We start from the raw sequence: 25,441 nt of genomic DNA on the forward strand, positions 1-25,441 counted from the left end.
GGGCCACCGTACCCGCCGCCTCCGTCATCGCCGCGGACCCGCGCCGGAGGGCGGCGGGCGCGCGGCGCCCGCACCGCGCCCGCTCAGCGCAGCGTCGCGACCATCGTCTCCGCGTCGCCGCGGTCGGCCACCGCGCTGAAGCCCTCGCTCCGGTAGAGCCGTCGGGCGAAGTTGTCCGTCGACACGTTGAGCGAGACGCGCGCGTAGCCGGCGGTGCGTGCCTGATCCAGTGCGGCGCGCAGCAGCCCGCGGCCGATGCCCTGCGCGCGCCAGACCGGCCGCACCCCGAGGGTCAGCTCGGGCACGCCCGCGGCGACGAACCCGCGGCCGGGTGCGGCGGCGCTGAAGAGGCGGAACCAGCAGGCGCCGATCCGCTCGCCGTCGGCGGTCTCGGCGACCGAGCCGAGATCGCCCGGGCGGGGCCAGCCGGCGACGTAGCGGCGGGTCGACTCCTCCTCGAGGACGTCGATGCGGGTGCGGGCCGCCGTCCAGTTCCAGTTCGCGGCGTCCACGAGCATGTCGGCGAGGAAGGGGGCGTCCTCGCGGCGGGCGGGGCGGATCGAGTGGTCCATGCGCGGTCTCCGTGGGGGATCGGGTCTGGCATGAGGTGCGGACGGGTGCCCGGGGCGGGTGGCGGTGCGGGAACGGGCCGGAGCGTCGGGGGCACTCCGTCCGCGGGTCAGGCCTCGATGACCAGGGGGACGATCATCGGGCGGCGGCGGTAGGTCGTGTTCACCCAGCGGCCGACCACCCGGCGGATGCTCTGCGAGAGCGCGTGCTGGTCGCTGACTCCGCTCTGCACCGCCTCCTCGAGGGCCTTCGCGATGCGCGGCTTCACGTCGTCGAAGACGCTGTCGTCCTCCGCGAAGCCCTTGGCGTGGATCTCGGGACCGACGACGATCCGGCCGGTGCCCGCCTCCACGACGACGATGATCGAGATGAAGCCCTCCTCACTGAGGATGCGGCGGTCCTTGAGGTCGGCGTCGGTGATCTCGCCGACGGACGAGCCGTCGACGTAGACGAAGCCGAGGTCGAGCTGGCCGGCCACGGTCACGACGCCGTCGCGGAGGTCCAGCACTGTGCCGTCCTCCGCGATGATCGTGTTCTCCTCCGCGATGCCGGTGGCCTGCGCGAGCTTCGCGTTGGCGACGAGGTGGCGGTACTCGCCGTGCACCGGCAGGACGTTGAGCGGCTTGAGGATGTTGTAGCAGTAGATGAGCTCGCCGGCGGCGGCGTGACCCGAGACGTGCACCTTCGCGTTGCCCTTGTGCACGACGGTGGCGCCGAGCCTGGTCAGGCCGTTGATCACGCGGTAGACCGCGTTCTCGTTGCCGGGGATGAGGCTCGACGCGAGGATGACGGTGTCGCCCTCGCCGGGCTGGATCTGGTGGTCGAGGTTCGCCATCCGGCTGAGCACCGCCATCGGCTCGCCCTGGGAGCCGGTGGACATGTAGACGATCTCGTCCTCGGGGATGTCGCCGGCCTTCTTGACGTCGATCAGCACGCCCTCCGGCACCTTCAGGTACCCCAGGGTGGCGGCGATGCCCATGTTACGGACCATCGAGCGGCCGAGCAGCGCCACGCGGCGGCCGTTGGCGTGCGCGGCGTCGAGCACCTGCTGCACCCGGTGCACGTGGCTGGAGAAGCTCGCCACGATCACCCGGCGGGTCGCCTTCGCCATCACGCTCTCGATGACCGGGCCGATGTCGCGCTCGTTCGGCGTGAAGCCGGGCACGTCCGCGTTGGTCGAGTCGACCATGAAGAGGTCGATGCCCTCCTCGCCGAGGCGGGCGAAGGCGCGGAGATCGGTGATGCGCCCGTCGAGCGGGAGCTGGTCCATCTTGAAGTCGCCCGTGTGCAGCACCGAGCCCGCGTCGGTGATGATCGCGACGGCGAGAGCGTCCGGGATGGAGTGGTTGACGGCCACGAACTCGAGCTCGAAGGGCCCGAGGTTCTCGACGTCGCCCTCCTTCACCGCGAGCGTGTACGGCTTGATCCGGTGCTCCTTCAGCTTCGCCTCGACCAGCGCGAGCGTCAGGGTCGAGCCGATCAGCGGGATGTCCGGCTTGAGCTTGAGGAGGTAGGGGACGGCGCCGATGTGGTCCTCGTGGCCGTGGGTCAGCACGACGCCGACGATGTCGTCGAGGCGGTCCTTGATCGGGGTGAAGTCGGGGAGGATCAGGTCCACCCCCGGCTGGTTCTCCTCCGGGAAGAGCACGCCGCAGTCGACCACGAGGATCTTGCCGTCGATCTCGAAGACCGTCATGTTGCGGCCGATCTCGCCGAGGCCGCCGAGCGGGATGATGCGCAGAGTGCCCGCCTCGAGCGCGGCAGGAGTGATCACGGGACTGGGCATGCGCCCTCCTCTTCCTCGGTCGGGAGTCGTCCGTGCCGCTCGTGCGGCGTCAGCGTGTGGTGCCGGCGACCTTCGGCAGCGCGCCGCCCGCGGCGGCGTTGCGGTCGGGCCGGAAGTTGCGGAAGTCGACGCCGGGGATGTCGCGGACCAGGCCGAGCTCGTCCTCGATCAGGGCGGCCTCCGACTCCTCGGGGCCGACCAGCGGCAGGCGCACGCGGGGCGAGGAGATGCGGCCGAGGCCGTGCAGGATGTACTTCGCCGCGACGGTGCCGGGGACGTGGGTCATCACGGCGCGCACGAGCGGCTCGAGCTGCTGGTGCGCGAGGGTCGCGGCCTTGAGGTCGCCGGAGTTCACGGCGTCGACGATGGTGCGGTAGGGCGAGGCGGCGATGTTGGCGGTGACGCCGATCAGGCCGGTGGCGCCGATCGCCAGCTCGGGCAGGACGTTGGCGTCGTCGCCGCAGAAGTACATCAGGTCGGTCTGGTTGAGGACGCGGCTGACCTCGGAGAGATCGCCCTTGGCGTCCTTCACGGCGAGGATGTTGGGGTGCTTGGCCGCGCGGAGGATCGTCTCGTAGCGGATGGGCACGCCGGTGCGGCCGGGGATGTCGTAGAGGATGACCGGGAGATCGGTCGCGTCGGCGATCATCCGGAAGTGGGTGAGGATGCCGGCCTGGGTGGGCTTGTTGTAGTACGGCGTGACGATCATGTTGCCGTCGGCGCCGGCCTTCTCGCTCTGGCGGGCGAGCTGCATCGCGTGCGCGGTCTCGTTCGAGCCGCCGCCGGTGATGATCTTCGCGCGACCTGCGGCGACGGACTTGCCGACCTCGACGAGCCGGATCTTCTCCGGGTCGGTGAGCGTGCTGGTCTCGCCGGTGGTGCCGGTGACGACGATGCCGTCGGCGCCCTTCGCGATGCAGTCGTCGATGTGCTTCTCGACGCCGGGCCAGTCGACCTCGCCGTCGGCGGTGAACGGGGTGACCAGGGCGACCAGGACCTGGCCGAAAGGATTCTCCGGAGTTGACACGAGCCCAGGGTAACGGGTCGGCGGCCGCGGGCCGGAGCGTTCTGATCCGCTGCTGCCGGCCGGGTCTGCACGCTCTCGTTCGATCTGCAGGAGTCGCCGAGCCGAACGGGCTTTCAGCCGCGCCAGAGACTTCGACGGGGCTCGAACACCTGCAGATCGAACGGGTCCCCGCCGTGCGCCGACGGAGGGAGTCAGCTGCGGACGTGATCTCCGCGGGAGAGGGCGGCGAGGATGTCGGCCTCCACGAGCGGCCAGTCGTCGAGGACGAGGGAGGTGCGGTAGTGGCGGACGCAGTAGCCGAGCAGGCCGAGCTCGACATCGCGCCGGTTGTCGTGCTCGGGATCGTGGAACGCAGCACCGTCCACCTCGAGGGCGAGCACCTCGCCGAGCAGGAAGTCGATGCGCCGGCGGCCGATGCGCACCTGCTGGCGGAAGGCGATCCCGAGCGTTCGCAGCCGGAAGGCGACCATCGACTCCAGCCCGCTCTCGGAGGACGAGCCGGCCCGGCGGAGGAGCCGCCGATGGGAAGTCGGCAGCCTCGCGAGGAGCCGCGCCCGACCTGCGGAGTCGAGGAGCCGCCGGTGCAGCGCCGATTCCAGGAGGACGAAGGCGAACTCGGCGCCCTGGCAGGCCGCCGCCTCGACGACGCAGTCCTCGAGCGCCTGGACCAGCGCGGAGGGTCGCGGTGCCTCCTTCGACCAGTGGACGACGACGTCGGGATCATGCGAGAGCCGGACGGCGTGACGGTCCGGATCACGGAGTCGTGAGGTGTGGGCACCGACGGCGACGTGCAGGCCGCGGAAGCGCGGGACCCAGAGCCCGTGCGCCACGGCGGCGTTCGCGCAGGCGAGGACCCCGCCGACGCGGAAGGCGCGCTCGATTCCGGTGTCGACTCCGGGAAGGGCGTACCAGCCCTTCCGGACGCGGAGGAGCGCTCCGGTCTTCACCGCCTCGCGGAGCTCGCGTGCGGAGGAGCCCTCTCGGAGGAACTGCTCGGTCTTCACCAGGCCTCCGGCACGGAGGACGGAGCCGGAGGACGCGCGCACAGGGAGAGCGTGGCCGCGCAGGAAGGGCGCGCGGGCGGCGCACACTGCGATCGGTGGACAATTTGCCGCCACGGCTCCTGTGGAGGGGGACGCTTCCGCGGGGAGTGGTGCGATGTGCAGGCGATCCCGGCCCGCCCGGGCCTACTCGCGCGGCTCGAGGCGGCTTCGTCCTCGGATCGCCTGCAGATCGGAGAGGCACCTGCAGAGCGGACAGGCACCTGCAGAGCGGACGCGGTGCGGGCAGGGACGCTGCTAGGGGGCGACGCGGCCGTTCGCGGTGAAGGCGGCGGCGGTGAGGGGCATGAGCTGCTCGAAGTGCTGCTCCATCTGCTCGGCGGCCATCTCGATCTCGCGCTGCGGGAAGGAGGGGAACGTCGAGTCCTCGCGCTTGGTGCGCAGGGAGAGGAAGTTCATCAGCGAGCGGGCGTTCAGCGTCACGTACATCGAGGAGTAGATGTTGAGCGGCAGGACGATGCGGGCGACCTCGCGGGCGACGCCCTCCTGGAGCATCCGCTGGTACGCCTCGAAGGCCTGGGTGCTGGCGCGGCGCGTCTCGGCGACGACGAGCTCCGTCTGCTCGGGGGTGCCGGGCTCGAAGGAGTAGGCGCCGGGCTTGCCGACCTGGACGAGGTTGCGCTGCGGGCCGGGCACGTAGAAGACGGGGCGGAGCTCGCGGTAGCGGCCCGACTCCTCGTTGTAGGAGGCGATGCGGTGCCGCATGAACTCGCGGAAGACGAAGATCGGCGCCTGCACGTAGAAGGTCATCGAGTTGTGCTCGAAGGGCGAGCCGTGGCGGTCGCGCATCAGGTAGTTGATCAGGCCGCGGTCGCGCTTGCCCTGCAGCTCGCTGTCGGCCGACTCCTCGTCGAGGGCGCCGGCGAGGGTCTTCTCGCCCTGCGTCGAGACGCGGGCGGCGAAGAGCACGTCGGAGTCGTGGGCACTGGAGCGGACGAGCTCGACGACCACATCGGAGCGGAAAACGGGGCTGTCGGGTTCGCTCTGCTCGGGTTCGCTCTGCTCGGTCACGGCTTCGACGATAGAGCACGGTCCGTCGACGCAGAGCGCAATGAACGGGCGTGCAGGGCGGCCGGCGCCTACCGTGATCGCGTGGACCCTCTCCAGATCGCGGCCGCCCTGCTGGGCCTCGTCGCGCTCGGAACCGCCCTCGGGCTGCTTCGGCGGCGCGCGGCCGGGCGTGTCCGCGCCCGGCCCGCCGCCTCCGCCGAGCGGATCGATCCGGCCGCGCTGGTCGACGGCGCGGTCCTCGGCCCGCGAGCGACGATCGTGCAGTTCTCCACCGAGTACTGCGCCCGCTGCCCGGCGGTGCACCGGATGCTCGCCGACGTGTCCGCCGGTCGCGACGGCGTCGTGCACCTCGACGTCGACCTGACCCGCCGGGCGGACCTGGCCGACCGCTTCCGCATCCTGCAGACCCCGACCCTGCTCGTGCTCGACGCCGACGGCGTGGCCCGCAGCCGCATCGCCGGCGCTCCGGCGCGGGCCGTCGTCCTCGCCGAGCTCGACCGACTGGAGACAGCATGACCACCGCCCCGCCCGCCGGCTCCGTCGATCCGCGTGGACCGCGCTTCGCCGCCTCCGTCACCGCCGTGCTGCTGCTCGCTGCCGTGGGGCTCGGGCTCGCGGCGCCGGTGCCGGCGGACTCCGTCGCCCGGCTCGTCCAGCCCGGCTTCCTGCTGCTGGCGGTCCTCGCGGCGCTGTTCGCCTGGTCGGCCTCCCGCGGTGTCGGCTCGGGGCCCTGGGCGGTCGTCTTCCGCCGCCTCCTCCGGCCCCGCCTCGCTCCGCCGACGGAGTGGGAGGACGCCCGCCCGCCGCGCTTCGCCCAGCTGGTCGGGCTGCTCGTCACCGCCGCGGGAGTCGTCCTGCACCTCGCCGGAGTGCCGGGTGCGGTCCCCGTCGCCGCCGCGATCGCCTTCCTCGCCGCCTTCCTCAACGCGGCGTTCGGCCTCTGCCTGGGCTGCGAGCTCTACCTGCTCCTGGTGCGTGCCGGTGTCCTCGGCCGCACGGCCGGCTCCCGGGCCTGAGGCCCTAGGCTGAATCCCGCTTCGCGGGCGGCCCGCGACGGGCCTCGGGAGGCACCATGAGCGAATCGACCGCACGGCACTCGGACCAGGACGGGACCGGCGGCGCCGGCGACTCCCCCCGGCGCTCCACCCGCACGGCGGCACCGCGGCCGGCCGTGCCGCCCGGTGAGGCGCCGGACACGGCGACCCGCGCACAGGAGGAGTCCGCGGCTCCGAAGCGGCTGCGGGTCCTGATCTCCGGGGCGAGCGGCATGATCGGCTCGGAGCTGGTGCGCCAGCTCCGCTCGGACGGGCACGAGATCTTCCGCCTGGTCCGCCACGCCCCGACCAGCCCGGACGAGTTCCACTGGGCGCCCGCCTCGCACATGCTCGACTTCAGCGTGCTCGACCGCGTCGACGCCGTGATCAACCTCTCGGGCGCCTCGATCAGCCGCCTCCCGTGGACCTCCTCGTACAAGCGCGAGATCCTCGACTCGCGAGTGCAGGCCACGCAGACCATCACCGACGCGATGCGGATGGCGTCCACTCCCCCGTCGATCCTGCTCAACGCCTCGGCCGTCGGCTACTACGGCGACCGGCCGGGCGAGGAGCTGACCGAGGAGTCCCCCCGCGGCGAGGGCTTCCTCGCCGACGTGGTCGAGCGCTGGGAGCAGGCGGCGCTGCTCGCTCCCGAGACCGCGCGCGTCGTGACGGTGCGCACCGGGCTCGTGCTCGGGAACGGCGGTGCGCTGAAGCCGCTGCTGCCGCTGACGAAGCTGGGGCTGAGCGGCCCGCTGGGCGGCGGACAGCAGTACTGGCCGTGGATCAGCCACTACGACGAGGCCGCCGCGATCCGGCACCTGCTGACCTCGTCGCTCTCCGGCCCGGTCAACCTCGCGGGGCCCGAGGCCGCGACGGCGAACGAGGTGATGAGCACCCTGGCCGAGCTGCTGCACCGGCCGTTCAAGCTGCCCGTCCCCGAGAGGATCATCGAGCTCGCACTGCGCGACGCGGGGCACGAGCTGCTGCTCTCGAGCCAGCGGCTGGTGCCGCAGCGGCTGCTCGACGACGGCTTCGTCTTCCGGCACCGCACGGTCGCCGAGGCGCTGCAGGCGGTGCTGGCGGACTGAGCGCCGCCGATCAGGCGGGCCGCTCGCGCTCCAGGGCGATCGAGCGGCGGATCGCCCCGCGGGCGCGCTTGCGGTCACCGCTCGCGTCGTAGGCGAGGCCGAGCCGGTACCAGGCGCGCCAGCTCTCGGGGTCCTCGTCGACGTCGGCCGCGTAGCGCGGGAAGAGCGCGTCGGCCTCGGTCCGGTCGAGTCGGCCGGTCGCGCTGGATTCGAGGACCTCGGAGGGCAGGGCGTCCTCGGACTCGAGGCGCCGGGCCAGCTTCTCGGCGCGGACGCCGAAGGAGATCTCGCGCACGAGCCCCCAGACGCCGACCCCGCCGAGGACGAGCAGGCCGATGCCCATCACGATGCCCGGCACCGTTCCGGCGGCGAAGGCGACGTACGAGTACTGCAGGCAGACGAAGAGGTAGAGCGCGAGGAGGACGGCCATCAGGCCGACGCCGATGCGGGTCGTCACGGGGTGCTCGTGGCGGCCGCGGCCTGACCGGAGGGCGCGTCGTCGCTGATCGCCGGCTCGTCGCGGACCTGCTCGGCCAGGGGTGCGGCGTCGAAGGCGGCTCGGAAGTCGATCAGCGCGTCGAGGCCGACGATCACGCCGGTGGTGCTGCGGACGGCGTCGAGGGCGCGGAGGATGCCGGCCTCGTAGGACGCGGAGGACGTGGTGTCGTGGCGGATCGTGACCGTCTCGCCGGTGCCGCCGAAGACCACCTCCTGGCGCGCCTCGACTCCGGGCAGGCGCAGGCTGTGCACCGGGATGCTCGCCACCTGCTGGCCGCGGGCGCGCTGGTCGGTGTGCGGCGCCTGGACGGGGCCCAGCTCGGCGCGCGCGCGGAGCAGGAGCTCTGCGGTGCGCACGGCGGTGCCGGAGGGCGAGTCGACCTTGCGCGCGCCGTGGGTCTCGACGATCTCGACCGCGTCGAAGAAGCGCGCCGCGACGGTCGACAGCGCGGTGGCGAGGACCGAGCCGAGCGAGAAGTTGGGGATGATCACCACGCCGGCGCCGGGCTGGGCGTCGACGCTGCGGCGGAGCGCCGCGATGCGGTCACCGGTCCAGCCGGAGGTGCCGACGAGAACCTTCCTGCCGTTCGCGACGGCGAGGTCGACGATCTGCTGGCTGACCGCGGGGAGCGTCATGTCCACGACGACGTCGGCGGCCAGCATCTCGCGCGGGTCGCTGCGCGAGCCGAGCCGGGCGACGAGGTCGAACTCCTCCGAGGCCTCGAGGAGCGAGCAGGTGAGGGAGCCGAGTTTGCCGGTTGCACCGACGACGGCGACGGAGGTGGTCACCGTGCCAGCCTAACGACCGCGGGTGACGCGGGGCTGCCGGTGGCGGTGGATCTCGATACGCCCGCTGCGCGGGCTACTCGATCAGCATGCAGCGCGACCCCGGCTGGTCGGGCAGTCCCAGAGGGGCCTCTTCCCCTGCTGGTCGAGTAGCCCCGAAGGGGCGTATCGAGACCGACGTCCTTGGGGGGGCGAGCAGCGCAGCTTCCTCGCCGCAGTCGCGGGGGTCAGTAGGACTGGGCCTCGGGGAGGCCGGTGCGCAGCTCGACGGGGAGGTGGGCGAGGTCGTTGTGCACGACGAGGACCGGGGGCTTGCGGGAGCGGACGCGGATGATCGTCAGGCCGCAGTTCGCCTGGTTCACGCCGAGCCAGCGCCAGTCCGGGGCGTCGAAGACGTGCCGGACGAACCAGCCGATGACGAAGTTGTGCGTGATGAGCAGGTCGTGGCGGTCCTCGCGGGACGGGGCGAGGAACTCGGCCACGGCGTCCTGCATCTGCGCGTGCCCGGCGTCGATCTCGGCCGGGGTGACGCTGCCGAAGAACGGTTCGAAGGCGCGCGGCATGTCCGGCGTCGGGCCGGAGGGGATGCAGTCGAACAGCAGCGAGGACGGCTCGATCGACAGCCCGGGCAGGATCGCCTGGAAGCGTGCGGCGGTCTCCTCCGCCCGGCGCAGCGGCGAGTGCCACGCCCCGGTGAAGGGGACGCCGCCGAGCCGCTCGGCGATGAGCCGGGCCTGGCGCTCGCCACGGGCCGACAGCGGGCCGTCGGGCATGCCGTGCTCGGCGTCCTGCTGCTCGCCGTGGCGGACGAGGTAGATGTAGTGGGACACGGAGGTCCTCCCTGGTGCGGCGCGACGGTGCGCGGTCAGCGGGTGTTCTCAGAGCGGATCAGGCCGCGGGAGTGGTCTCGATCTCGGCGATGCCGGCGAAGGTCGACTCGTCGACCGCTCCGACGGCCGAGATCGACGACGGCCCCCGGGCCAAGTCTGCCGCGAGTGCCTGGACGTCCTCCGCGCCGACGAGGGCGAGTCGGCGCAGGCTCTCGTCGAGGTCGACGAACTCGCCGAAGGTCAGCTCGGAGCGGCCGAGCCGCGACATCCGGGTGTCCGAGTCCTCCAGCGCGAGCGCCGCCGCGCCGGAGAGCTGGCCGCGGGCGCGGGCGAGCTCGTCGGCGGTGACGCCGTGCTCGGCGAGCCGGGTGAACTCGGCCAGCAGCAGCTCGGCGACGGTGCCCGCCTTCGACGGCGTGCAGGCCGCGTAGAGGCCGAAGAGGCCCGCGTCGGAGTAGGACGGGGCGAACGAGTAGACGGAGTAGGCCAGGCCGCGCTTCTCGCGCACCTCCTGGAAGAGGCGCGAGGACATGCCGCCGCCGAGGATCGAGTTCAGCACGCCCATCGTCATCCGCCGGTCGTCCGCGGCGGCCAGGCCGGGGAAGCCGATCAGCAGGTTCGCCTGCTCGGTCGGGCGGTGCGTGATCGAGAGGGCGGTGCCGCGGGTGAAGACGGCCGAGCCGCCGACCCGGCGCTCGACCGGCGCGGCCGGCGTGCTGAGATCCCAGCCGTCGGCGGCGAGGACACGCTCGAGCTGGGCGACGAGCACCTCGTGGTCGACCGCTCCCGCGACCGTGACGACGAGGTCGCGCGGGCGGTAGGCGGCGCGGTAGTGCGCCCAGACGGCGTCGCGGGTGGCCTCGCCGATGATCGCGGGGGTGCCGCCGATCGGGCGCCCGAGCGGGTGGTCGCCGAAGACGGCCTCGAAGAGCCGCTCGCTGGCGACGTCGGCCGGGTCGTCGTCGGCCATCGCGAGCTCCTCGAGGATGACGCCCCGCTCGGTCTCGAACTCGGCCGGGTCGAGCAGGCTCGAGGTGACCATGTCGCCGATGACCTCGACCGCCATCGGCAGGTCGCGGTCCTGCACCTTGGCGTAGTAGCAGGTGTACTCCTTGGCGGTCAGCGCGTTGTGCTCGCCGCCGACCGAGTCGAAGGCGACCGCGATGTCGAGCGCCGACCGGGTGCCCGTGCCCTTGAAGAGCAGGTGCTCGAGGAAGTGCGTGGAGCCGAAGTTGGACGGCACGGCGGGACGGCCGTCGACCGCGGGCAGGGCGGGCGCCTCGTCGCGCGAGCCGGCCGCGACCCAGAAGCCGATCGTCGCGCTGCGGGCCCCGGGCATCGCCTCGCTGAGGATGCGGACACCGCTCGAGAGGACGGTCCGGCGGACGAGCGAGCCGCCGGCGGCCCCGATGGTCGTCTCCGGCTGTTCGAGAGGGAGTGCGACACCGTGGTTCATCCGGCACAGCCTAGGCCACCTGCACCGGGTGATCCCTGCGCGACCCGTCAGCGGCGGGCGCGCTCCAGGGCCGCCAGGTGCCCGGCGTCGAGCTCGAGCGAGACGGCGCGCACCACGGCGTCGACGTCGGCCGGAGAGCGCGGGGCGACCGCAGCCGCGGTCACTCCCGGCCGGGAGAGCAGCCAGGCCAGTGCGACGGCGGCCGGGGTGGCCGAGAGCTCGGCGCCGATGGCGTCGAGGGCGACCAGCACGCGTCGCCCGCGCCGCCCGACGTGGGCAGCGGCGAGGACGCCGTCGGGGAGCCGGCCGAGCTGCCTCCGCCCGCGCTCGACGCCGTCGAGGAAGCCGTGCGCGAGCGGCGCCGTGCAGAGCAGCGAGAGACCCTGGCCGGCCGCGACCAGACCGAGGTCGCCGTCCGCCCGGGTGCTGTCGAGCAGGCTGTAGGGCAGTTCGACGCCGGCGAACCGCGGGTGGCCGTGGCCGGCGAGCACGCGCGCCTCGAAGAGCTCCTCGGCGGCGAATCCCGAGGCGACGGCGGTGCCGACGAGACCGCGGGCGAGCAGGACCTCGACGGCGCTGAGCAGCTGGTCGAGGCGACCGGCGCCGTCGGGGCGGACTGCGAGGACGTCGAGTCGTTCGACTCCGAGGCGTCGCAGTGTCTCCTCCACCCGGGTCACCAGGGCGCGCGGGGAGGCGACGGCGGACGGGGAGCCGCCGAAGCGGCCGAGCAGCCGGAACCGATCGCGGTCGCGGTGGCCGGCGAGCCAGGCGCCGACCCGCTCCTCCCCCGTCGCGGATCCGGCGGTGTCCGCGACGACGACGCCGTCGCCGCCCCAGGCCGCGAAGCGCTCGAGCAGCTCGGGGCCGCCGTCCTCGCGCCGCGCGAGGGCTGCGGCGTCGAGGACGAGCGGGAAGAGGGCCTCGGCCGTGTCGCCGAGAGAGCGCCGGACGGCGGCGGGGGCCACGACGGGCCCGCTGTCCGCGAGGGGCGGATGCGCCGCGGTGCCGCGCATCGTCCGCGCGGCAGAGCCGGACTTCACCCTCGCCACTCGCCCACTCCCCCGCGGCGGTCGGGTCCGCCGGGACCGAGGGTATCCGAGCGCGGCGGGCGCCTCGCGGGGCGCCCGCGAACGCTTAACCCGATCGTTACACGGCGTTCTCCGGCGGTCTCGCGAGGGCGGCCGGCGACGGTGCGGCGACCCCGCCGGCGTCGGTGGTGGCGGCTAGATTCAGGCCATGGAGCCCCTCACCCCGACCCCCGCGACGCCCTGGTGGACGAGCGCGGTCGTCTACCAGATCTACCCCCGCTCGTTCGCCGACTCGAACGGCGACGGGTTCGGCGACCTCGGCGGCATCCGCGTGCATCTCGACCACCTCGCCGACCTCGGCGTGGACGTCGTCTGGCTGTCGCCGGTCTACCCGTCGCCGCAGCACGACAACGGCTACGACATCTCGGACTACCAGGACATCGACCCGCTGTTCGGCTCGCTCGAGGAGTTCGACCTGCTCCTCGCCGAGGCGCACGAGCGCGGGATCAAGCTGGTGATGGACCTCGTGGTGAACCACACCAGCGACGAGCACGCCTGGTTCGTGCAGTCGCGCTCCTCGCAGGAGGACGCGAAGCGCGACTGGTACTGGTGGCGGCAGGGGCGCGAGAACGCCGCTCCTGAGGCGGCGCTCGCGCCGGACGCCGAGCTCGAGGCCACCGCCGCCGCGAGCCTCGACGTCGCCGAGCCCAACGGCTGGCGCTCCTACTTCTCCGGCCCGGCCTGGACCCTCGATCCGGCGACCGACGAGTACTTCCTGCACCTCTTCGCGGTGCAGCAGCCCGACCTCAACTGGGAGAACCCGGAGGTCCGGCACGCGGTGCACGCGATGATGAACTGGTGGCTCGACCGCGGGGTCGACGGCTTCCGGATGGACGTCATCAACCTGGTCTCGAAGAACGTCGACGAGATCGACGGGCCGGGCGGCGGCTCCGGGATCGTCGGCGGGGTGGGCCCCCGGCTGCACGAGTTCCTCCGCGAGATGAACGAGGCCGTCTTCGCCGGGCGCGAGGGCGCCCTGATGACGGTCGGCGAGATGCCGGGCGTCACGCTCGAGGAGGCGGTGCTCGTCACCGACCCGGAGCGGCGCGAGCTCGACATGGTCTTCCAGTTCGAGCACGTCGGCATCGACCACGGCGTCGACAAGTTCCACCCGGTCCCGCTCGATCTCGTCGCCCTGAAGGCGAATCTCGCCCGCTGGCAGGACGGGCTGGCCGAGCGCGGCTGGAACAGCCTCTACCTCGGCAACCACGACCAGCCCCGGCTGGTGTCCCGCTTCGGCGACGACGGCGCCTGGCGCTACGAGTCGGCCACGCTCTGGGCGACGCTCCTGCACCTGCAGCGCGGCACGCCGTACATCTACCAGGGCGACGAGATCGGCATGACCAACGCGCCGTTCGCCGGCATCGAGGACTTCCGCGACGTCGAGTCGCTGAACTACTACGCCGAGGCGGTCGAGGAGCGCGGCGAGGACCCGGAGCAGGTGCTCGCTGGGCTGCGCGCGCAGAGCCGCGACAACGCGCGGACGCCGGTGCAGTGGGACGGCGGACCGCAGGCCGGCTTCACGACGGGCGAGCCGTGGATCCCGGTCAACCCGAACCACGTCGAGGTGAACGTCGCGGCCGACCGCGGGGCGGAGCGCTCCGTCTTCGAGTACTACCGCGCGCTGATCGCGCTGCGGCACGAGGACGAGACGGTGCAGCTGGGCCGCTTCGCCCTGCTCGAGGCCGAGCATCCGACGCTCTTCGCGTTCACGCGCACCGGGGCGAGCGAGCTGCTCGTGGTCGGCAACGTCTCCGGCGAGCCGCTCGAGGTCGCGCTGCTCGAGGAGTGGGCCGAAGCCGAGACGGTGCTGGGCAACGTCGCGGGCGCGTCGGGATCGACGCTCGGGCCGTGGGAGGCGCGCATCCTGCGTCGCTGACCCCCGGCTCGCCAGCGCCCCTGCTCTGGCGGGGCGCTGCCGGGCCGGCGTGTGCTGCCCAGCGACCTGCGGGGGCGCCGCTCAGGCGGAGGCGCGGTCGAGCTGGGCGATCTCGCTGCGGGTGATCGGCAGCGTCGCGGCTCCGAAGATCGACGCCAGCTCCTCGGCGCCGCGGGCGCGCACGATGACGGCCGAGACCTCCTGGTGCGCGAGCACCCAGGCGAGCGCGGCGGTGCCGGGGTTGCTGCCGTGCGCCTCCGCGACCTCGTCGAGCGCCGCGAGCACCTTGTTGCCGTGCCGGCCGACGTAGTCGAGGGCGGCCTCGAACATGACCGACTCCGGCTCGTCGGAGCGGTGGCGCAGCCGCCCGGTGAGGTAGCCGCTCGCGAGCGGCAGGCGGGCGAGGGTGCCGAGACCCTGGCGGAGCACCTCGGGGGCGACGTCGGCCTCGTAGTGCTTCCGCTCCATCAGGTTGTACTCGGCGATCACCGCGGTGAAGACGGGCAGGCCCAGGTCGCGAGCCGCCGCCTCCGCCTCGGCGAGGGCGGCGCCGCTGAAGTGCGCCGCGCCGAGGGCGCCGACCGAGCCGTTCTCGATGAACGGGGCGACGGCGGCGAGGCTCTCGGCGATCGGGACCTCCGGGTCCTCGCTGTCGAAGGAGAGCAGGTCGATCCGGGTGCCGAGCCGCTCGAGGCAGCCCTCGATCGCGACCCGCACGTCCTCGGCCGCGAGGCCCGGGGCGTCGGGGTGGCGGCCGACCTTGGTGGCGACGAGCAGCTCGTCGCGCCGGGTGGACTGCTCGAGCCAGCGGCCGATCATGTACTCGCTGCGCCCGGTGGCGTAGTGGTCGGCGGTCGAGATCAGCGTCCCGCCGAGCTCGGCGAACGCGTCGAGGACCTCGGTGGTCTCGTCGATGCTCGCGGCCCAGCCGAAGACGGAGCCGTCCAGGGCGACCGGGTGCACGGGCAGACCGGTGGCTCCGAGGAGGCGGGGCGGAAGGGGCGTCTCCGGCGCGAGGGCCGGGGGCGTCGAGTCGGTCACGGGGTCCTCCGGTCGGGGCGGTGCGACGGCACGGTCCCGCCACCGTACCCCACGGACGACGGGCCGCCGGGCCACCGGGGTGCGGCCGCACCCGGGAACGACGGACGCCCGCCCCACCGGAGTGGGACGGGCGTCCGTCGTGCGGGAGGGATCAGCTCTCGGCGGGGACCTCGACGGGCGCCTCGGCGTCCTCGGCCACGACGGGCGCGAGGGACAGCTTGCCGCGGTCGTCGATCTTGGTGATCGAGACGAGCAGCTTCTGGCCGACTCCGAGGACGTCCTCGACGTTCTCGACGCGCTTGCCACCGGCGAGCTTGCGGACCTCGCTGATGTGCAGCAGTCCGTCCTTGCCGGGGAGGAGCGAGACGAACGCGCCGAAGGTCGCGATCTTGACGACGGTTCCGAGGAACTGCTCGCCGACCTCGGGGTTGGTCGGGTTCGCGATGGCGTTGACCTGAGCACGAGCGGCCTCGGCCGACGGTCCGTCGACGGCGCCGATGTAGACGGTGCCGTCCTCCTCGATGGAGATGTCGGCGCCGGTCTCGTCCTGGATCGCGTTGATCGTCTTGCCCTTCGGGCCGATCAGCTCGCCGATCTTGTCGACGGGGATCTGGACCGAGATCACGCGGGGCGCGGTCGGGGCCATCTCGTCGGGCTGGTCGATGGCCGCCGTGAGCACCGCGAGGATCGTGGTGCGGGCGTCCTTGGCCTGCTTGAGCGCGGCGTCGAGGACCGACGACGGGATGCCGTCGAGCTTCGTGTCGAGCTGGATGGCCGTGACGTACTCGGAGGTGCCGGCGACCTTGAAGTCCATGTCGCCGAGCGCGTCCTCGGCGCCCAGGATGTCGGTCAGCGCCGCGTAGCGGGTGTGACCGTCGACCACGTCGGAGACGAGGCCCATCGCGATGCCCGCGACCGGGGCGCGCAGCGGCACACCGGCGTTGAGGAGCGACAGGGTCGACGCGCAGACGGAGCCCATCGAGGTGGAGCCGTTGGAGCTGAGCGCCTCGGACACCTGGCGGATCGCGTAGGGGAACTCCTCGCGGCTCGGCAGCACCGGAACGAGGGCGCGCTCGGCGAGGAAGCCGTGCCCGATCTCGCGACGCTTCGGCGACCCGACGCGGCCGGTCTCACCGGTCGAGTAGGGCGGGAAGTTGTAGTGGTGCAGGTAGCGCTTCTTCGTGACGGGCGACAGCGAGTCGATCTGCTGCTCCATCTTGAGCATGTTCAGCGTGGTGACACCCAGGATCTGGGTCTCGCCGCGCTGGAAGATCGCCGAGCCGTGGACGCGCGGGATGACCTGCACCTCGGCGTCGAGCGGTCGGATGTCGGCCAGGCCGCGGCCGTCGATGCGGACGCCGTCGCGGAGGATGCGGCCGCGGACGACCACCTTCGTGACGGACTTGTACGCGGCGCCGACCTGCGCGAAGGCCTCGGCGGAGAGGCGGCCGGAGGCGATGCGCTCGGCGATCTGCTCCTTGACCTTCGCCTTGAGGGCGTCGTCGGCGTCCTGACGCTCGACCTTGTCGGCGATCTGATAGACGCGGACGAGCTCGTCGTAGCTGAGCTCGGCGACGTTGTCGTAGGTCTCCTGCGCGTAGGGCAGGAAGACCGGGTAGTCCTTGACCGGCTTCGCGGTCTCGGCGGCCAGCTTCGACTGCGCCTCGACGAGCGCGCGGAGGAAGGGCTTGGCGGCCTCGAGGCCCTGGGCGACGACGGCCTCGTCGGGCTTGGTGGCGCCCGCCTTGATGAGGTTCCACGAGACGTCGGTGGCCTCGGCCTCGACCATCATGATGGCGACGTCCGAGGAGCCGTCCTCGTTGGTGACGACGCGGCCGGCGACGGTGAGGTCGAAGACGGCGTTCTCGAGCTGCGAGGCCTTGGGGAAGGCGACCCACTGGTCGTTGCCGGAGCCGTCGGACATGAGCGCGAGGCGCACACCGGCGACCGGGCCCGAGAAGGGCAGGCCGGAGATCTGGGTCGAGGCGCTCGCTGCGTTGATCGCGAGGGCGTCGTAGAACTCGTCCGGGGCGATGCTGAGGACCGTGATGACGATCTGGACCTCGTTGCGCAGGCCCTCGACGAACGAGGGGCGCAGCGGCCGGTCGATCAGACGGCAGACCAGGATCGCCTCGGTGGAGGGGCGGCCCTCGCGGCGGAAGAACGAGCCGGGGATCTTGCCGGCGGCGTAGGAGCGCTCCTCGACGTCGACGGTCAGCGGGAAGAAGTCGAAGTTGTCCTTCGGGTTCTTCGACGCCGAGGTGGCGGAGAGGAGCATGGTGTCCTCGTCGAGGTACGCGGCGACCGCGCCCTGAGCCTGCTGCGCGAGGCGGCCGGTCTCGAAGCGGACGGTGCGGGTGCCGTACGAGCCGTTGTCGAGAACGGCTTCGGCGAATGTGATTTCAGGACCTTCCAAGAGGTCTGTCTCCTTAACGTCTGCAGCGGCACCCCTCTGGGCGCCGGCGTTCGTCGGAGCGGCATGACGGTCAGGAATCGCACGCGATCCCACGGCAGGGCTTCGCGCCGTGCCGTCGTGTGGAGGGCGTTCGTGCTGGCCACCAGTAGAAGGGCTCCGGGTCTGCCCGACATCGTCCACTGCGCTGCAGCAGCACGTGATGTCGCGAACCGGGACTCCACCACCGAGGACCAGCTTCCTGCCGGCCTGCTCCGTGGTTCGAACCCGACGGCGACCGGCGGTCGCTTCCGGATTCGGAACCGGTTCATGCTATCAGTGCGGGCCCCGATCGACCAGGAACCGCGGGAGTGCCGCGCGGCTCCGCCCCGGGAGCACCGCCGCACGGCTACCAGATCGTGCCGGCCCCGACGGTGATCGCCGCGAGCATGAGGGCGCCGAGGACGAGTCCGACCACCGCGCGGGTGACGCCCGCGCCCCGCCGCGCGCCGCCCTTGACGAGGCCGACGACGCCGAAGACGACGGCGAGCACGTCGAGCGGGCCGCCGAGCAGCAGGCCGATGAACAGCGGGATCGGCGTGAGGAGCAGCCCGAGGATCCCGAGGACGAGAGACGCGGTCGCGGCGGCGTTGCCGACGGCGGGTGCCGCGGGCGCGAGCGGAGCGTGGTGCCCGGTCCAGGCCCGGCCGTCCCAGTAGCGCTGCGTGTTCACCTGAGCGGGATCCGGGTACCAGCCGGGCGGCGGACCGGCGGGGGCGGGGCTGCCCCAGAACTCCGCCGGGGACGACGATCCCTGCGGCCCCCGGTCGTCAGCCACGGGTCTCGTGCATCAGCAGCTGGACCCGGAGACCGCCCTTGCCCTTCACGATGCGGGCGGGGATGCGCGGCTGCTTGCCGGCCTCGGTGAGCCGGGCGAGCGCCGCCTCGACCACGTTCTCCAGACCGCGGGGGACGTAGCCGACGAGGTCGGTCGGCCGGTGGTTCGCGAAGAGCCGGACCGGCATCGGGGCGTCGGTGCGCTCCTCCTCGATCGTGCGGCGCGGGATGACCGCCGTGATCTCCTCCTCGCCGAGGGCGTGCACGCGGGCCAGCTCGTCCTGGTGCGGCAGGGAGTCGGCGATGCCGAGGAAGGTGTCGCCGCGCTTGGACTTGGGCCGCAGCTCGTAGTCGTAGTCGTCGAGCTTGCCCGAGCCGCGGTCGCCGGCGGGCAGGGGGTCGGAGTCGGAGCGGCCGAACGAGAAGAGCTTCATGCCTCCATCATGGAGCGCCGGGGCCGCCCGTGTCGCGGGCCGCGCCCGCCTCCCGCGGCGGGCGTCCTCAGACGGCCGAGCGCAGCATCCGCGCGATGGCCACCAGCACCAGCGCGAGCACGATCGCCACGAAGCCGACCAGCACCGGGACCGCGGGGAGGACGGCGAGCGCCGCGCCGATCAGGAGGACCGGGACCGCGAGACCGACGTAGGAGGCGAGGAACATCCCGGCGAGGACCTCGCCGCGGGTCTCGTCGGAGGCGAGCGAGCCGGCGACCCCGAGCGCCAGGCGGAAGATCAGGCCGACGCCGGCCCCGGCGATCACGCCGCCGCCGATGAAGGCGGGCAGCACCACGGCGACGGCGCCCCAGGCGACGAGCACGAGCCCGACGGTGAGGGCCGCGGCGGAGAGGAGCAGCGCGCGGCGGACGGGCAGCCGCCCGGCGGTCAGCTGGGCGACGGCTCCGGCCGCGAAGACGCCGAAGGAGACGACGCCCGCCAGCAGGTGCGAGGTCTCGCCGAAGCGACCGGCCAGGAAGGTCGGCGCGAGCGAGGTGAAGAGGCCGAAGACGGCGAAGCCGGCGAACGCGCCGACGGCGGCCGAGAGGAAGGTGCCGCGCGAGGCGGCGGGGACGGCGAGCCGCTGCGGGCGGTAGGCGGGCAGCTCCTCCCGGCGCTCGACGGTCTCGGGGACCAGGGCGACCGCGATGCCGAGCACGACGAGCAGCACCAGGAAGACCTCGTAGGGCACCACGAGGGGGCGGTCGACGGTCACCGCGAGGACGCCGCCGATCAGCGGGCCGAGCGCGAGGCCGCCGACGTTCACGAGGGTAGAGACGGCGCGCGAGGCGCCGGGTCCCTCCTCCGGCCGGGCGATCGCGCGGAGCTCGGAGAGGTGCGCGGTGGCGGTCGCGGTGAGCGCGCCGACGCCGATGCCGGTCAGCAGCCGGGCGACGATCAGCCCCGGCACGTCCGGCCAGAGCAGGAAGACGATGCTCGCCAGCACCTCGACGAGGATCGCGGCGAGCAGGATGCGGCGCCGGCCGAGCCAGTCGCTGACGTGTCCGGCGAGGAAGAGGCTGGCCACCACTCCGACGGCGTAGGCCGCGAAGATCACGGTGACGACGAAGGCGGGGAAGCCGTCGCGCTGCTGGTAGATCGCGTAGAGCGGGGTCGGCACGGTGGAGAAGGCCATCACGGAGAGGAAGGCGACCGCGATCACCCAGAAGCCGAGGTGGTGCCCGAGCTCGGGGCGGCGGGAGGCGGAGGAGGCGGTGCGGGCGGTCGTGCGCTCGGCGGGGGTTCCGGTGGTCGGCATGCGCCCAGACTGCTCCTCCCGATCGTCCACGTCCAACGGAGGATTGTGGATGCATTGATCGACGATCCTGCATGATTCAAGGATGGACGATCGTCAGCTCGCCGCCTTCGTCGCCGTTGCGGAGGAGCTCAGCTTCACCCGCGCGGCCGCCCGCCTCTACGTGGTGCAGTCGACGCTGTCGGCGACCGTCCGCACGCTCGAGCAGGACCTGGGGGCGCCGCTGTTCACCCGCTCGACGCGGCGCGTGGCGCTGACGGCCGTCGGCGAGGCGCTGCTGCCCTCGGCTCGTGCGGCGATCGACAGCGTCGACCGGATGCGCTCGCTCGCGGCGGAGGACGCGGCGGGGCTCCGCGGCCGGGTCCGGGTCGGCACCTTCTCGGCGCTCGACATCCTCGACCTGCCGGGTGTCCTCGGTGCGTTCCGGCGGCGGCATCCGCTGGTGGACCTGCTCCTGCGCACCTCGCCGAGCGGATCGACCGGGCTGGCGGAGGACCTGCGCCGCGGCCGGCTCGATGTGGCGCTGCTCGCGCTGCCGGTCGCCGAGCTGGACGATCTCGCCGTGACGACCGTCGTCCGCGACCGCTACGTGCTGCTGGTCGACAGCGCGGACCCGCTGGCGGGGCTGGTGCGGCCCTCCCCCGCGGACCTGGAGGGCGCGGCGTTCATCGACACCCCGTCCGGCTTCGGCAACCGCGTCAGCGTGGACCGGGCCTTCCGCGCGGCGGGAGCGACGCGACGGGTCGCGACCGAGGTCGCCGACCTGCCCGCGATCCCGCTCTTCGTGCAGGCCGGTCTCGGACCCGCGGTGGTCCCCCGATCGGGCATCGCGCCGCTGGAGGGGGTGACCGCGATCGAGCTCGACTGGCCCGGACTGGTCTGGGAGGTCTCGGTCTGCAGTGCGCAGCGTCCCTCCGCGGCCGTGCAGGCCCTCACCGCGCTGCTGGCGGAGCGGACCGGGGCGGTCTGACGCCTCGGCCGGTCCGCCCGGCGGGCGCTCAGCCCTCGCGAAGCGGTCCGCGGACGATCGAGTCGCCGGAGTGCTGCGGGTCGCCGTCGTCGGGCTCCTCGGAGATGTCGACGAGCGAGTACTCGGCGAGGTCGATGTCGGCGGGGACCGTGAAGCGGCCGTCCGTGCCGTCCAGCACCCCGAGCCCCACCAGTCCGGTGGCGTCGGCGGCGATCAGCCAGACCTCGCGGTAGGAGTCGGTCGCGCCGGCCGCGTCGAGGTGCACGACCAGCTGGCGCTCGCCGTCGGCGTCCTCGAGCTCGGCGCTGCCGCTCGCGCCCTGCCAGTCGGGGAAGGCGGCGAGATCGGCGCGGGCGACCACGACCGCGTCGGTGCCCTGCGAGGCCTGCAGCCAGAAGCCGCCGACGACGCCGATCGCCAGGGCAGCGAGGGCGGCGAGCGCCGCGGGGAGCAGCCGGCGAGCGCGCGGTCGACGGTGCGAGGGCGTGTGGCGGCCCACCGGGAGCGCGGTGACCGGGGCGATCGGCGCATCCGCGGTCCCCAGCGCGAGCTCGCCGCGGATCCGGTCCCAGACCTCCGCCGGCGGCGCCTCGAGGGTCAGCGAGCGGCTCTGCCGACCGAGACCGGCGGCGTGGCCGAGCTCGACCAGCTGCTGAGCGCACTCGGGGCACGCCTCGAGGTGGGCGGCGGCGGCGTCGGAGGAGTCCTCGCCGAGGGCGAGGAGGGCGAGCTCGTCGGGATCGAGGTGGGTCATGTGCTGCTCACCTCCAATCGGGAGCGGAGTCTGTCGAGACTGCGGCGGATGTGGCTCTTGACGGTGCCGAGCGGCAGGCCGGTCCGCTCGGCGATCTCGGTGTGGGTCAGGTCGTCGTAGAAGGCGAGGCTCATCACCCGCCGCGGGACCGGGTCGAGGCGGGCGAGCTCGTCGGCCACCAGGACCCGCTCCTCGAGGTCGACCGCCGGCTCGCCCTGGTCCACGGGGGCGACCGCGACCAGTGCGGCGGTGAGCCGGCGCTCGCGCGAGCGGTTCTCGTGGGCGTCCGCGATGCGCTTGCGCGAGATCCCGACCAGCCAGGCGCCGAGCGCCGCGCGGCCGGGGTCGAAGCTGCCGCGCCCCGTCCAGGCGGAGACGAAGACCCGCTGGACCACGTCCTCGGCGTCGCCGCGGTCGCCGAGTGAGCGCAGGGCGAGGGTGAAGACGAGCGGGGACCACCGGGAGTAGGCCTCGGCGAGCGCCGACTCCTCCCCCGCGGCGAACCGGAGGCCGAGGCGCTGGACGAGGGCGCGCTCGTCGGCGGCCTCGTCGTCGGGCTCGCGGGTCTGGGCGTCGCTCAGGGGGGTCCTCCTGGACTGGGGGCGGCAGCGGGGCCCGGTCGCGAGTGGCTCGGCGGCCTGCGGCGCTGCGGTGATGCTCATGCTACGGCTCGCTCACGGCGGGAGCACGGAAGCGGCCGGCGGGAGTCATCGTCGGGCGGTCACGGCGAGGGGGTCGCGGTGACGACCACGTTGCTGAGGTAGTGACGGGTGTCGTAGTCGAAGTCGCCGCCGCAGGTGATCAGGACCAGCCGGGCGGCGCCGTCCTGGACGAAGACGCTCGAGAGGTCGACCGTGGTCTTCTCCGTGGTCTCGACGGTGTCCACCGTGTAGACGCGCTGGACGCCGTCCTCGCCCGTCAGGCCGATGCGCTGGCCGGGCTGCGCCTTCTTCAGCTCGGCGAACGGGCCGAGCCCGTAGGTGAGGGAGTCGACGTGGGCGGCGATCACGGTCGTCCCCTCGGCGGTGTCGAGCCCCCGGCCGTAGCGGTACCAGCCGGCCACATCGGTGTCGGGGACCAGCTCCATCGTGCCGTCGTCGGCGACGCCGACCGGCTGCACGGGCATGTCGATCGGCAGGCCGTCGACGACCAGGCGCGTCGGCGCGAGCACCACCGGCGCGGGCGTCGCACCGAGGCGGGCGTCCGCGACCGGGACGTCCGGCACCGCGGCGGCGGACGGACCGGGTGTGCTGGAGGGGATCGCGGCCGGCGTCGACGTCGGGAGCGGCGCACTCGCGTCAGGGGCGGGCACGACCCCGACCGCCTGTGCCGAGCAGCCGCCGAGGCCGAGGCCGACCGCGATCGCGCCGACCACGAGGAGAGCGCGCGGCCGGGTGGGGATCCTGCTCATCACGTCCTCCTCTCGTCGTGGTCGGCGGCCGGCCCGGGTGCGGGGGCACACCGGGCCGGCGGTCTTCGGTGCCGGTCGGGGACCGGCGGTCTTCGGTGCCGGTCAGCGACCGGCGGTCGTGCGCGTCGGTCAGCGACCGGCGACGGCCTTGCGGCGGCCGACCAGCGCGGCACCGATCAGCGCGAGCGAGGCGAGCGCGGCAGCGCCCCACCAGCCGGCGGCGGCGTCGGTGCGGTTGTCGGCCGCGAGGCCGGCCTCACCGGCGGGGACACCGGACGGCGACGAGTGCAGACCGCCGATGGTCTGCGTCGCGAGGGCGAGGTTGCCCTTCTCCAGGCTGCCCCAGGCGTAGACGATCGTGTTGACGCCCTCCTGGACCTGGACGTCGGCCGGGCCGATGACCGGAGCGGTGGTCCCGGTCGCGGCGACCACGGTCGAGATCGTGGCCGGAGCGAGGTTGAGGATGCCCTCGTTCGGGTTGGTCACGTTCGTCAGCACCGGCGAGCCGCCGGCGAGGATGTCCACCGCGGGGGCCGCGGCGATGTGGCGGACCGTGAGGCGTCCCTCTCCGGCCGCGGTGGCGGAGATGTCGTTCGGGAAAAGCGTCGCGGTGGGGGTGTTGTCGGGCTTGAGGTGCGCGGCGACGGTGTAGCTCTTGCCGGCCTCGAGCGCGAGGTCGACCGGGCCGATGACCGGGGCGCTCGCGTCGGCGGCGTCCGCGGCGGTGATCGCGACGGTGTAGGTGCCGGTGGGCAGGTCGAGCGGGCCGGCCAGCGAGCCGGGCGTGAAGTCGTCGAGCGTCAGTGCTCCGTTGACGTACACGTCGACCGGGGTGTCGGGGACCGCGTGCAGCACGTAGAGGTCGGCCGAGTCGGCGTCGGCCGCGCTCGCGGGAGCGGCGGCGAGACCGGCGACGGCGAGGGTGCCGAGGCAGGCCCCGGCGAGCAGGCGGTGGGTGAGGCGGGAGGTGGTCACGGTGTTCCTCTTTCACGATGGGACCCGCGGGCGGGTCGGTGGGTTCTCGAGAAGGGCCTTCACCACTACTTCCGTCCGAGGGGCCTGCGCGGATGCACCTCTCCGGAGAATTCTCGAAGGAATTCCCGCCCCTCCCCTTTTCGGTCGCGCTCAGGGCCTGGTCAGACGCCGGTTCCGGGTCTAGCCTCCGAGCAGAGGGAGTCCCGCATGGTGCGTCGAGGCACGGTGGCGTCCGCGCTCGATCGGGTGCGGCGGGGTCGAGTGCGGCCGGGCGGCCTTCCCGGGGACGCTGTCCGCGGCGACTCCCCCGGCCGGCTCCTCGGCGCGGGCGCGGCCTCCGTCGTCGCGATCGCGGTGCTCGCTCTCGCGCTCGGCGCGCTCGCTCCCCTCGCCGCCCTGCCCTCCTCGGCGGGAGCGTCCGCGGGCCCTTGCGACGAGCCTCGCGAGCTGCTCGCCTCCTCCTCGGTGCTCGACCGCGAGGGCGAGGCGCTGGCCGGGCACCTGCTCGCCTGCGTCGACGACGACCACCGGAGTCTGACGATCCACAACGACACCCCCGTCGTCTGGGTGCTGAGCGATCCCGGGGTGCGCGGGGTGGTCGGTCAGAACGATCCGCGCCGCGACGCCGGGGTCACCGGTCTGCTGAGCGCGTACTCCGCTCGGATCGGCCGCGGCCTGGTGCTCCCTCCGGGAGCGTCCGCCGCGATCTCGGCCGGTCCGGGCCGGCTCGCGCCGCGGCCGGACGAGGAGGCCACGCGGCTCTTCCTCGCGCTGACCGCGATCGTCGGCGCACAGGACCAGGTGCGCGCCACCGAGCCGCCGCGGGCGCCCCGGAGCGTCGTGCGGACGGCGGCGCTGACCTGCGCGCTCGCGCTCGTGCGGGACGGCGCCGCCCCCGGGGCCCCCTCGATGACCCGGGCCGCCGGCGAGCCCGCCTGCGCCGACGCCTGGCAGCGGGCGCAGGCGAAGGCCCTCGACGACCGATGGACCCTCCCCGGTCTCGCCGAGGCCCTGGCGCTGCCCGGACGGCCGGAGGCGGACGCGGCGCTCGCGCGGTCGGCGGCCGACTGGTTCGCGGCGTCGGCCGGCTTCTCCTGGGGCGGCGTCGACCGGCCGGAGCGCCTGGACTGAGCGCCCGGATTGAGCGGAGCCCCTCGGTGCTCCGACCCCGGGAACGCGGAACGGGCCGCCCTCC

Annotated in this window: 25 protein-coding genes; 6 read left to right on the forward strand and 19 right to left on the reverse strand. The window is 73.4% G+C overall.

Annotated elements, in window-relative coordinates:
• Positions 1–83: 83 nt before the first annotated feature.
• The 5 genes from C1I64_RS09755 to thyX form a co-directional block, all read right to left on the reverse strand.
• Positions 84–572 carry a GNAT family N-acetyltransferase gene (locus C1I64_RS09755; RefSeq protein WP_123444536.1) on the reverse strand — a complete coding sequence of 163 codons (489 nt, stop codon included), beginning with the start codon at positions 570–572 and terminating at the stop codon, positions 84–86.
• Positions 573–679: 107 nt separating this feature from the next.
• A complete protein-coding gene (locus C1I64_RS09760; RefSeq protein WP_127887057.1) occupies positions 680–2,356 on the reverse strand; it encodes a ribonuclease J in 1,677 nt (558 codons plus the stop codon).
• 49 nt (positions 2,357–2,405) lie between these two features.
• Entirely contained in the window at positions 2,406–3,383 is a 978-nt protein-coding gene (gene dapA, locus C1I64_RS09765) for a 4-hydroxy-tetrahydrodipicolinate synthase (RefSeq protein ID WP_123444538.1), read from the reverse strand.
• A 191-nt stretch (positions 3,384–3,574) separates the two neighbouring features.
• The gene (locus C1I64_RS09770; protein WP_127887058.1) at positions 3,575–4,429 is read right to left on the reverse strand and encodes a type IV toxin-antitoxin system AbiEi family antitoxin domain-containing protein; all 855 of its coding nucleotides are present in this window, start codon (positions 4,427–4,429) and stop codon (positions 3,575–3,577) included.
• Positions 4,430–4,681: 252 nt separating this feature from the next.
• Entirely contained in the window at positions 4,682–5,455 is a 774-nt protein-coding gene (gene thyX, locus C1I64_RS09775; protein ID WP_127887059.1) for an FAD-dependent thymidylate synthase, read from the reverse strand.
• An 81-nt stretch (positions 5,456–5,536) separates the two neighbouring features.
• Between thyX and C1I64_RS09780 the strand changes: the two genes are divergently transcribed.
• From C1I64_RS09780 to C1I64_RS09790, 3 genes are read left to right on the forward strand one after another with little or no spacing between them, the layout of a single operon-like run.
• A complete protein-coding gene (locus tag C1I64_RS09780) occupies positions 5,537–5,971 on the forward strand; it encodes a thioredoxin family protein (RefSeq protein ID WP_123733947.1) in 435 nt (144 codons plus the stop codon).
• Positions 5,968–6,471 carry a DUF4395 domain-containing protein gene (locus C1I64_RS09785; protein WP_127887060.1) on the forward strand — a complete coding sequence of 168 codons (504 nt, stop codon included), beginning with the start codon at positions 5,968–5,970 and terminating at the stop codon, positions 6,469–6,471. The genes C1I64_RS09780 and C1I64_RS09785 overlap by 4 nt, the downstream gene beginning before the upstream one ends.
• A 56-nt stretch (positions 6,472–6,527) precedes the next feature.
• Positions 6,528–7,580 (forward strand): TIGR01777 family oxidoreductase, encoded by a 1,053-nt coding sequence (locus C1I64_RS09790; protein WP_127887061.1) that lies wholly within the window; start codon positions 6,528–6,530, stop codon positions 7,578–7,580.
• A 10-nt stretch (positions 7,581–7,590) separates the two neighbouring features.
• On the opposite strand, the gene C1I64_RS09795 is transcribed toward C1I64_RS09790, so the two are convergent.
• The 5 genes from C1I64_RS09795 to C1I64_RS09815 form a co-directional block, all read right to left on the reverse strand.
• Positions 7,591–8,037 carry a hypothetical protein gene (locus C1I64_RS09795; RefSeq protein ID WP_127887062.1) on the reverse strand — a complete coding sequence of 149 codons (447 nt, stop codon included), beginning with the start codon at positions 8,035–8,037 and terminating at the stop codon, positions 7,591–7,593.
• Positions 8,034–8,867 carry a 4-hydroxy-tetrahydrodipicolinate reductase gene (dapB, locus tag C1I64_RS09800; RefSeq protein WP_127887063.1) on the reverse strand — a complete coding sequence of 278 codons (834 nt, stop codon included), beginning with the start codon at positions 8,865–8,867 and terminating at the stop codon, positions 8,034–8,036. The genes C1I64_RS09795 and dapB overlap by 4 nt, the downstream gene beginning before the upstream one ends.
• 224 nt (positions 8,868–9,091) lie before the next feature.
• The gene (locus C1I64_RS09805; protein WP_127887064.1) at positions 9,092–9,694 is read right to left on the reverse strand and encodes a histidine phosphatase family protein; all 603 of its coding nucleotides are present in this window, start codon (positions 9,692–9,694) and stop codon (positions 9,092–9,094) included.
• Positions 9,695–9,752: 58 nt separating this feature from the next.
• Positions 9,753–11,150 carry a M16 family metallopeptidase gene (locus C1I64_RS09810; protein WP_123447882.1) on the reverse strand — a complete coding sequence of 466 codons (1,398 nt, stop codon included), beginning with the start codon at positions 11,148–11,150 and terminating at the stop codon, positions 9,753–9,755.
• A 47-nt stretch (positions 11,151–11,197) separates the two neighbouring features.
• A complete protein-coding gene (locus C1I64_RS09815) occupies positions 11,198–12,190 on the reverse strand; it encodes an aldo/keto reductase (protein WP_127887065.1) in 993 nt (330 codons plus the stop codon).
• Between the two features lie 196 nt (positions 12,191–12,386).
• On the opposite strand from C1I64_RS09815, the gene C1I64_RS09820 reads away from it, so the two are divergent.
• Positions 12,387–14,117 carry a glycoside hydrolase family 13 protein gene (locus C1I64_RS09820; protein WP_127887066.1) on the forward strand — a complete coding sequence of 577 codons (1,731 nt, stop codon included), beginning with the start codon at positions 12,387–12,389 and terminating at the stop codon, positions 14,115–14,117.
• Between the two features lie 81 nt (positions 14,118–14,198).
• Here C1I64_RS09820 and C1I64_RS09825 read toward each other — a convergent pair whose 3' ends face one another.
• From C1I64_RS09825 to C1I64_RS09845, 5 genes are all read right to left on the reverse strand, one after another.
• The gene (locus C1I64_RS09825) at positions 14,199–15,158 is read right to left on the reverse strand and encodes an aldo/keto reductase (RefSeq protein WP_164874502.1); all 960 of its coding nucleotides are present in this window, start codon (positions 15,156–15,158) and stop codon (positions 14,199–14,201) included.
• Between the two features lie 151 nt (positions 15,159–15,309).
• The gene (locus C1I64_RS09830; RefSeq protein ID WP_123447886.1) at positions 15,310–17,574 is read right to left on the reverse strand and encodes a polyribonucleotide nucleotidyltransferase; all 2,265 of its coding nucleotides are present in this window, start codon (positions 17,572–17,574) and stop codon (positions 15,310–15,312) included.
• A gap of 385 nt (positions 17,575–17,959) precedes the next feature.
• A complete protein-coding gene (locus C1I64_RS20355; RefSeq protein ID WP_123447887.1) occupies positions 17,960–18,388 on the reverse strand; it encodes a DUF2510 domain-containing protein in 429 nt (142 codons plus the stop codon).
• Positions 18,381–18,821, reverse strand: coding sequence for a hypothetical protein (locus tag C1I64_RS09840; protein ID WP_127887068.1), 441 nt, complete (start codon positions 18,819–18,821; stop codon positions 18,381–18,383). The genes C1I64_RS20355 and C1I64_RS09840 overlap by 8 nt, the downstream gene beginning before the upstream one ends.
• Before the next feature lie 67 nt (positions 18,822–18,888).
• Positions 18,889–20,139: an MFS transporter gene (locus C1I64_RS09845; protein WP_127887069.1), complete on the reverse strand. Its 1,251-nt coding sequence runs from the start codon at positions 20,137–20,139 to the stop codon at positions 18,889–18,891.
• 82 nt (positions 20,140–20,221) lie between these two features.
• Here C1I64_RS09845 and C1I64_RS09850 point away from each other — a divergent pair, with 82 nt between their 5' ends.
• Positions 20,222–21,106 (forward strand): LysR family transcriptional regulator, encoded by an 885-nt coding sequence (locus C1I64_RS09850; protein ID WP_127887070.1) that lies wholly within the window; start codon positions 20,222–20,224, stop codon positions 21,104–21,106.
• 28 nt (positions 21,107–21,134) lie between these two features.
• Here C1I64_RS09850 and C1I64_RS09855 read toward each other — a convergent pair whose 3' ends face one another.
• The 4 genes from C1I64_RS09855 to C1I64_RS09870 form a co-directional block, all read right to left on the reverse strand.
• Positions 21,135–21,860, reverse strand: coding sequence for an anti-sigma factor (locus C1I64_RS09855; protein WP_127887071.1), 726 nt, complete (start codon positions 21,858–21,860; stop codon positions 21,135–21,137).
• Positions 21,857–22,522, reverse strand: a complete 666-nt coding sequence (locus C1I64_RS09860) for an RNA polymerase sigma factor (protein WP_127887072.1) — start codon at positions 22,520–22,522, stop codon at positions 21,857–21,859. The genes C1I64_RS09855 and C1I64_RS09860 overlap by 4 nt, the downstream gene beginning before the upstream one ends.
• A 59-nt stretch (positions 22,523–22,581) precedes the next feature.
• Complete coding sequence (locus C1I64_RS09865; RefSeq protein WP_127887073.1) at positions 22,582–23,271, reverse strand: class F sortase; 690 nt, start codon at positions 23,269–23,271, stop codon at positions 22,582–22,584.
• A gap of 129 nt (positions 23,272–23,400) precedes the next feature.
• Positions 23,401–24,246, reverse strand: a complete 846-nt coding sequence (locus C1I64_RS09870; RefSeq protein WP_127887074.1) for a DUF4397 domain-containing protein — start codon at positions 24,244–24,246, stop codon at positions 23,401–23,403.
• Positions 24,247–24,453: 207 nt separating this feature from the next.
• Here C1I64_RS09870 and C1I64_RS09875 point away from each other — a divergent pair, with 207 nt between their 5' ends.
• Positions 24,454–25,377: a hypothetical protein gene (locus C1I64_RS09875; protein WP_127887075.1), complete on the forward strand. Its 924-nt coding sequence runs from the start codon at positions 24,454–24,456 to the stop codon at positions 25,375–25,377.
• Positions 25,378–25,441 lie beyond the last annotated feature (64 nt).

This window comes from Rathayibacter festucae DSM 15932 (assembly GCF_004011135.1).
GTDB classification, from domain to species: domain Bacteria; phylum Actinomycetota; class Actinomycetes; order Actinomycetales; family Microbacteriaceae; genus Rathayibacter; species Rathayibacter festucae.

What these genes read in the sequence shown, in the direction of transcription:
- C1I64_RS09755 (WP_123444536.1), bottom strand. Translation starts at nt 572, where the DNA reads ATGGACCACTCGATCCGCCCCGCCCGCCGCGAGGACGCCCCCTTCCTC.
- C1I64_RS09760 (WP_127887057.1), bottom strand. Translation starts at nt 2,356, where the DNA reads ATGCCCAGTCCCGTGATCACTCCTGCCGCGCTCGAGGCGGGCACTCTG.
- C1I64_RS09785 (WP_127887060.1), top strand. Translation starts at nt 5,968, where the DNA reads ATGACCACCGCCCCGCCCGCCGGCTCCGTCGATCCGCGTGGACCGCGC.
- C1I64_RS09790 (WP_127887061.1), top strand. Translation starts at nt 6,528, where the DNA reads ATGAGCGAATCGACCGCACGGCACTCGGACCAGGACGGGACCGGCGGC.
- C1I64_RS09810 (WP_123447882.1), bottom strand. Translation starts at nt 11,150, where the DNA reads ATGAACCACGGTGTCGCACTCCCTCTCGAACAGCCGGAGACGACCATC.
- C1I64_RS09820 (WP_127887066.1), top strand. Translation starts at nt 12,387, where the DNA reads ATGGAGCCCCTCACCCCGACCCCCGCGACGCCCTGGTGGACGAGCGCG.
- C1I64_RS09840 (WP_127887068.1), bottom strand. Translation starts at nt 18,821, where the DNA reads ATGAAGCTCTTCTCGTTCGGCCGCTCCGACTCCGACCCCCTGCCCGCC.
- C1I64_RS09845 (WP_127887069.1), bottom strand. Translation starts at nt 20,139, where the DNA reads ATGCCGACCACCGGAACCCCCGCCGAGCGCACGACCGCCCGCACCGCC.
- C1I64_RS09850 (WP_127887070.1), top strand. Translation starts at nt 20,222, where the DNA reads ATGGACGATCGTCAGCTCGCCGCCTTCGTCGCCGTTGCGGAGGAGCTC.
- C1I64_RS09855 (WP_127887071.1), bottom strand. Translation starts at nt 21,860, where the DNA reads ATGACCCACCTCGATCCCGACGAGCTCGCCCTCCTCGCCCTCGGCGAG.
- C1I64_RS09860 (WP_127887072.1), bottom strand. Translation starts at nt 22,522, where the DNA reads ATGAGCATCACCGCAGCGCCGCAGGCCGCCGAGCCACTCGCGACCGGG.
- C1I64_RS09865 (WP_127887073.1), bottom strand. Translation starts at nt 23,271, where the DNA reads ATGAGCAGGATCCCCACCCGGCCGCGCGCTCTCCTCGTGGTCGGCGCG.
- C1I64_RS09875 (WP_127887075.1), top strand. Translation starts at nt 24,454, where the DNA reads ATGGTGCGTCGAGGCACGGTGGCGTCCGCGCTCGATCGGGTGCGGCGG.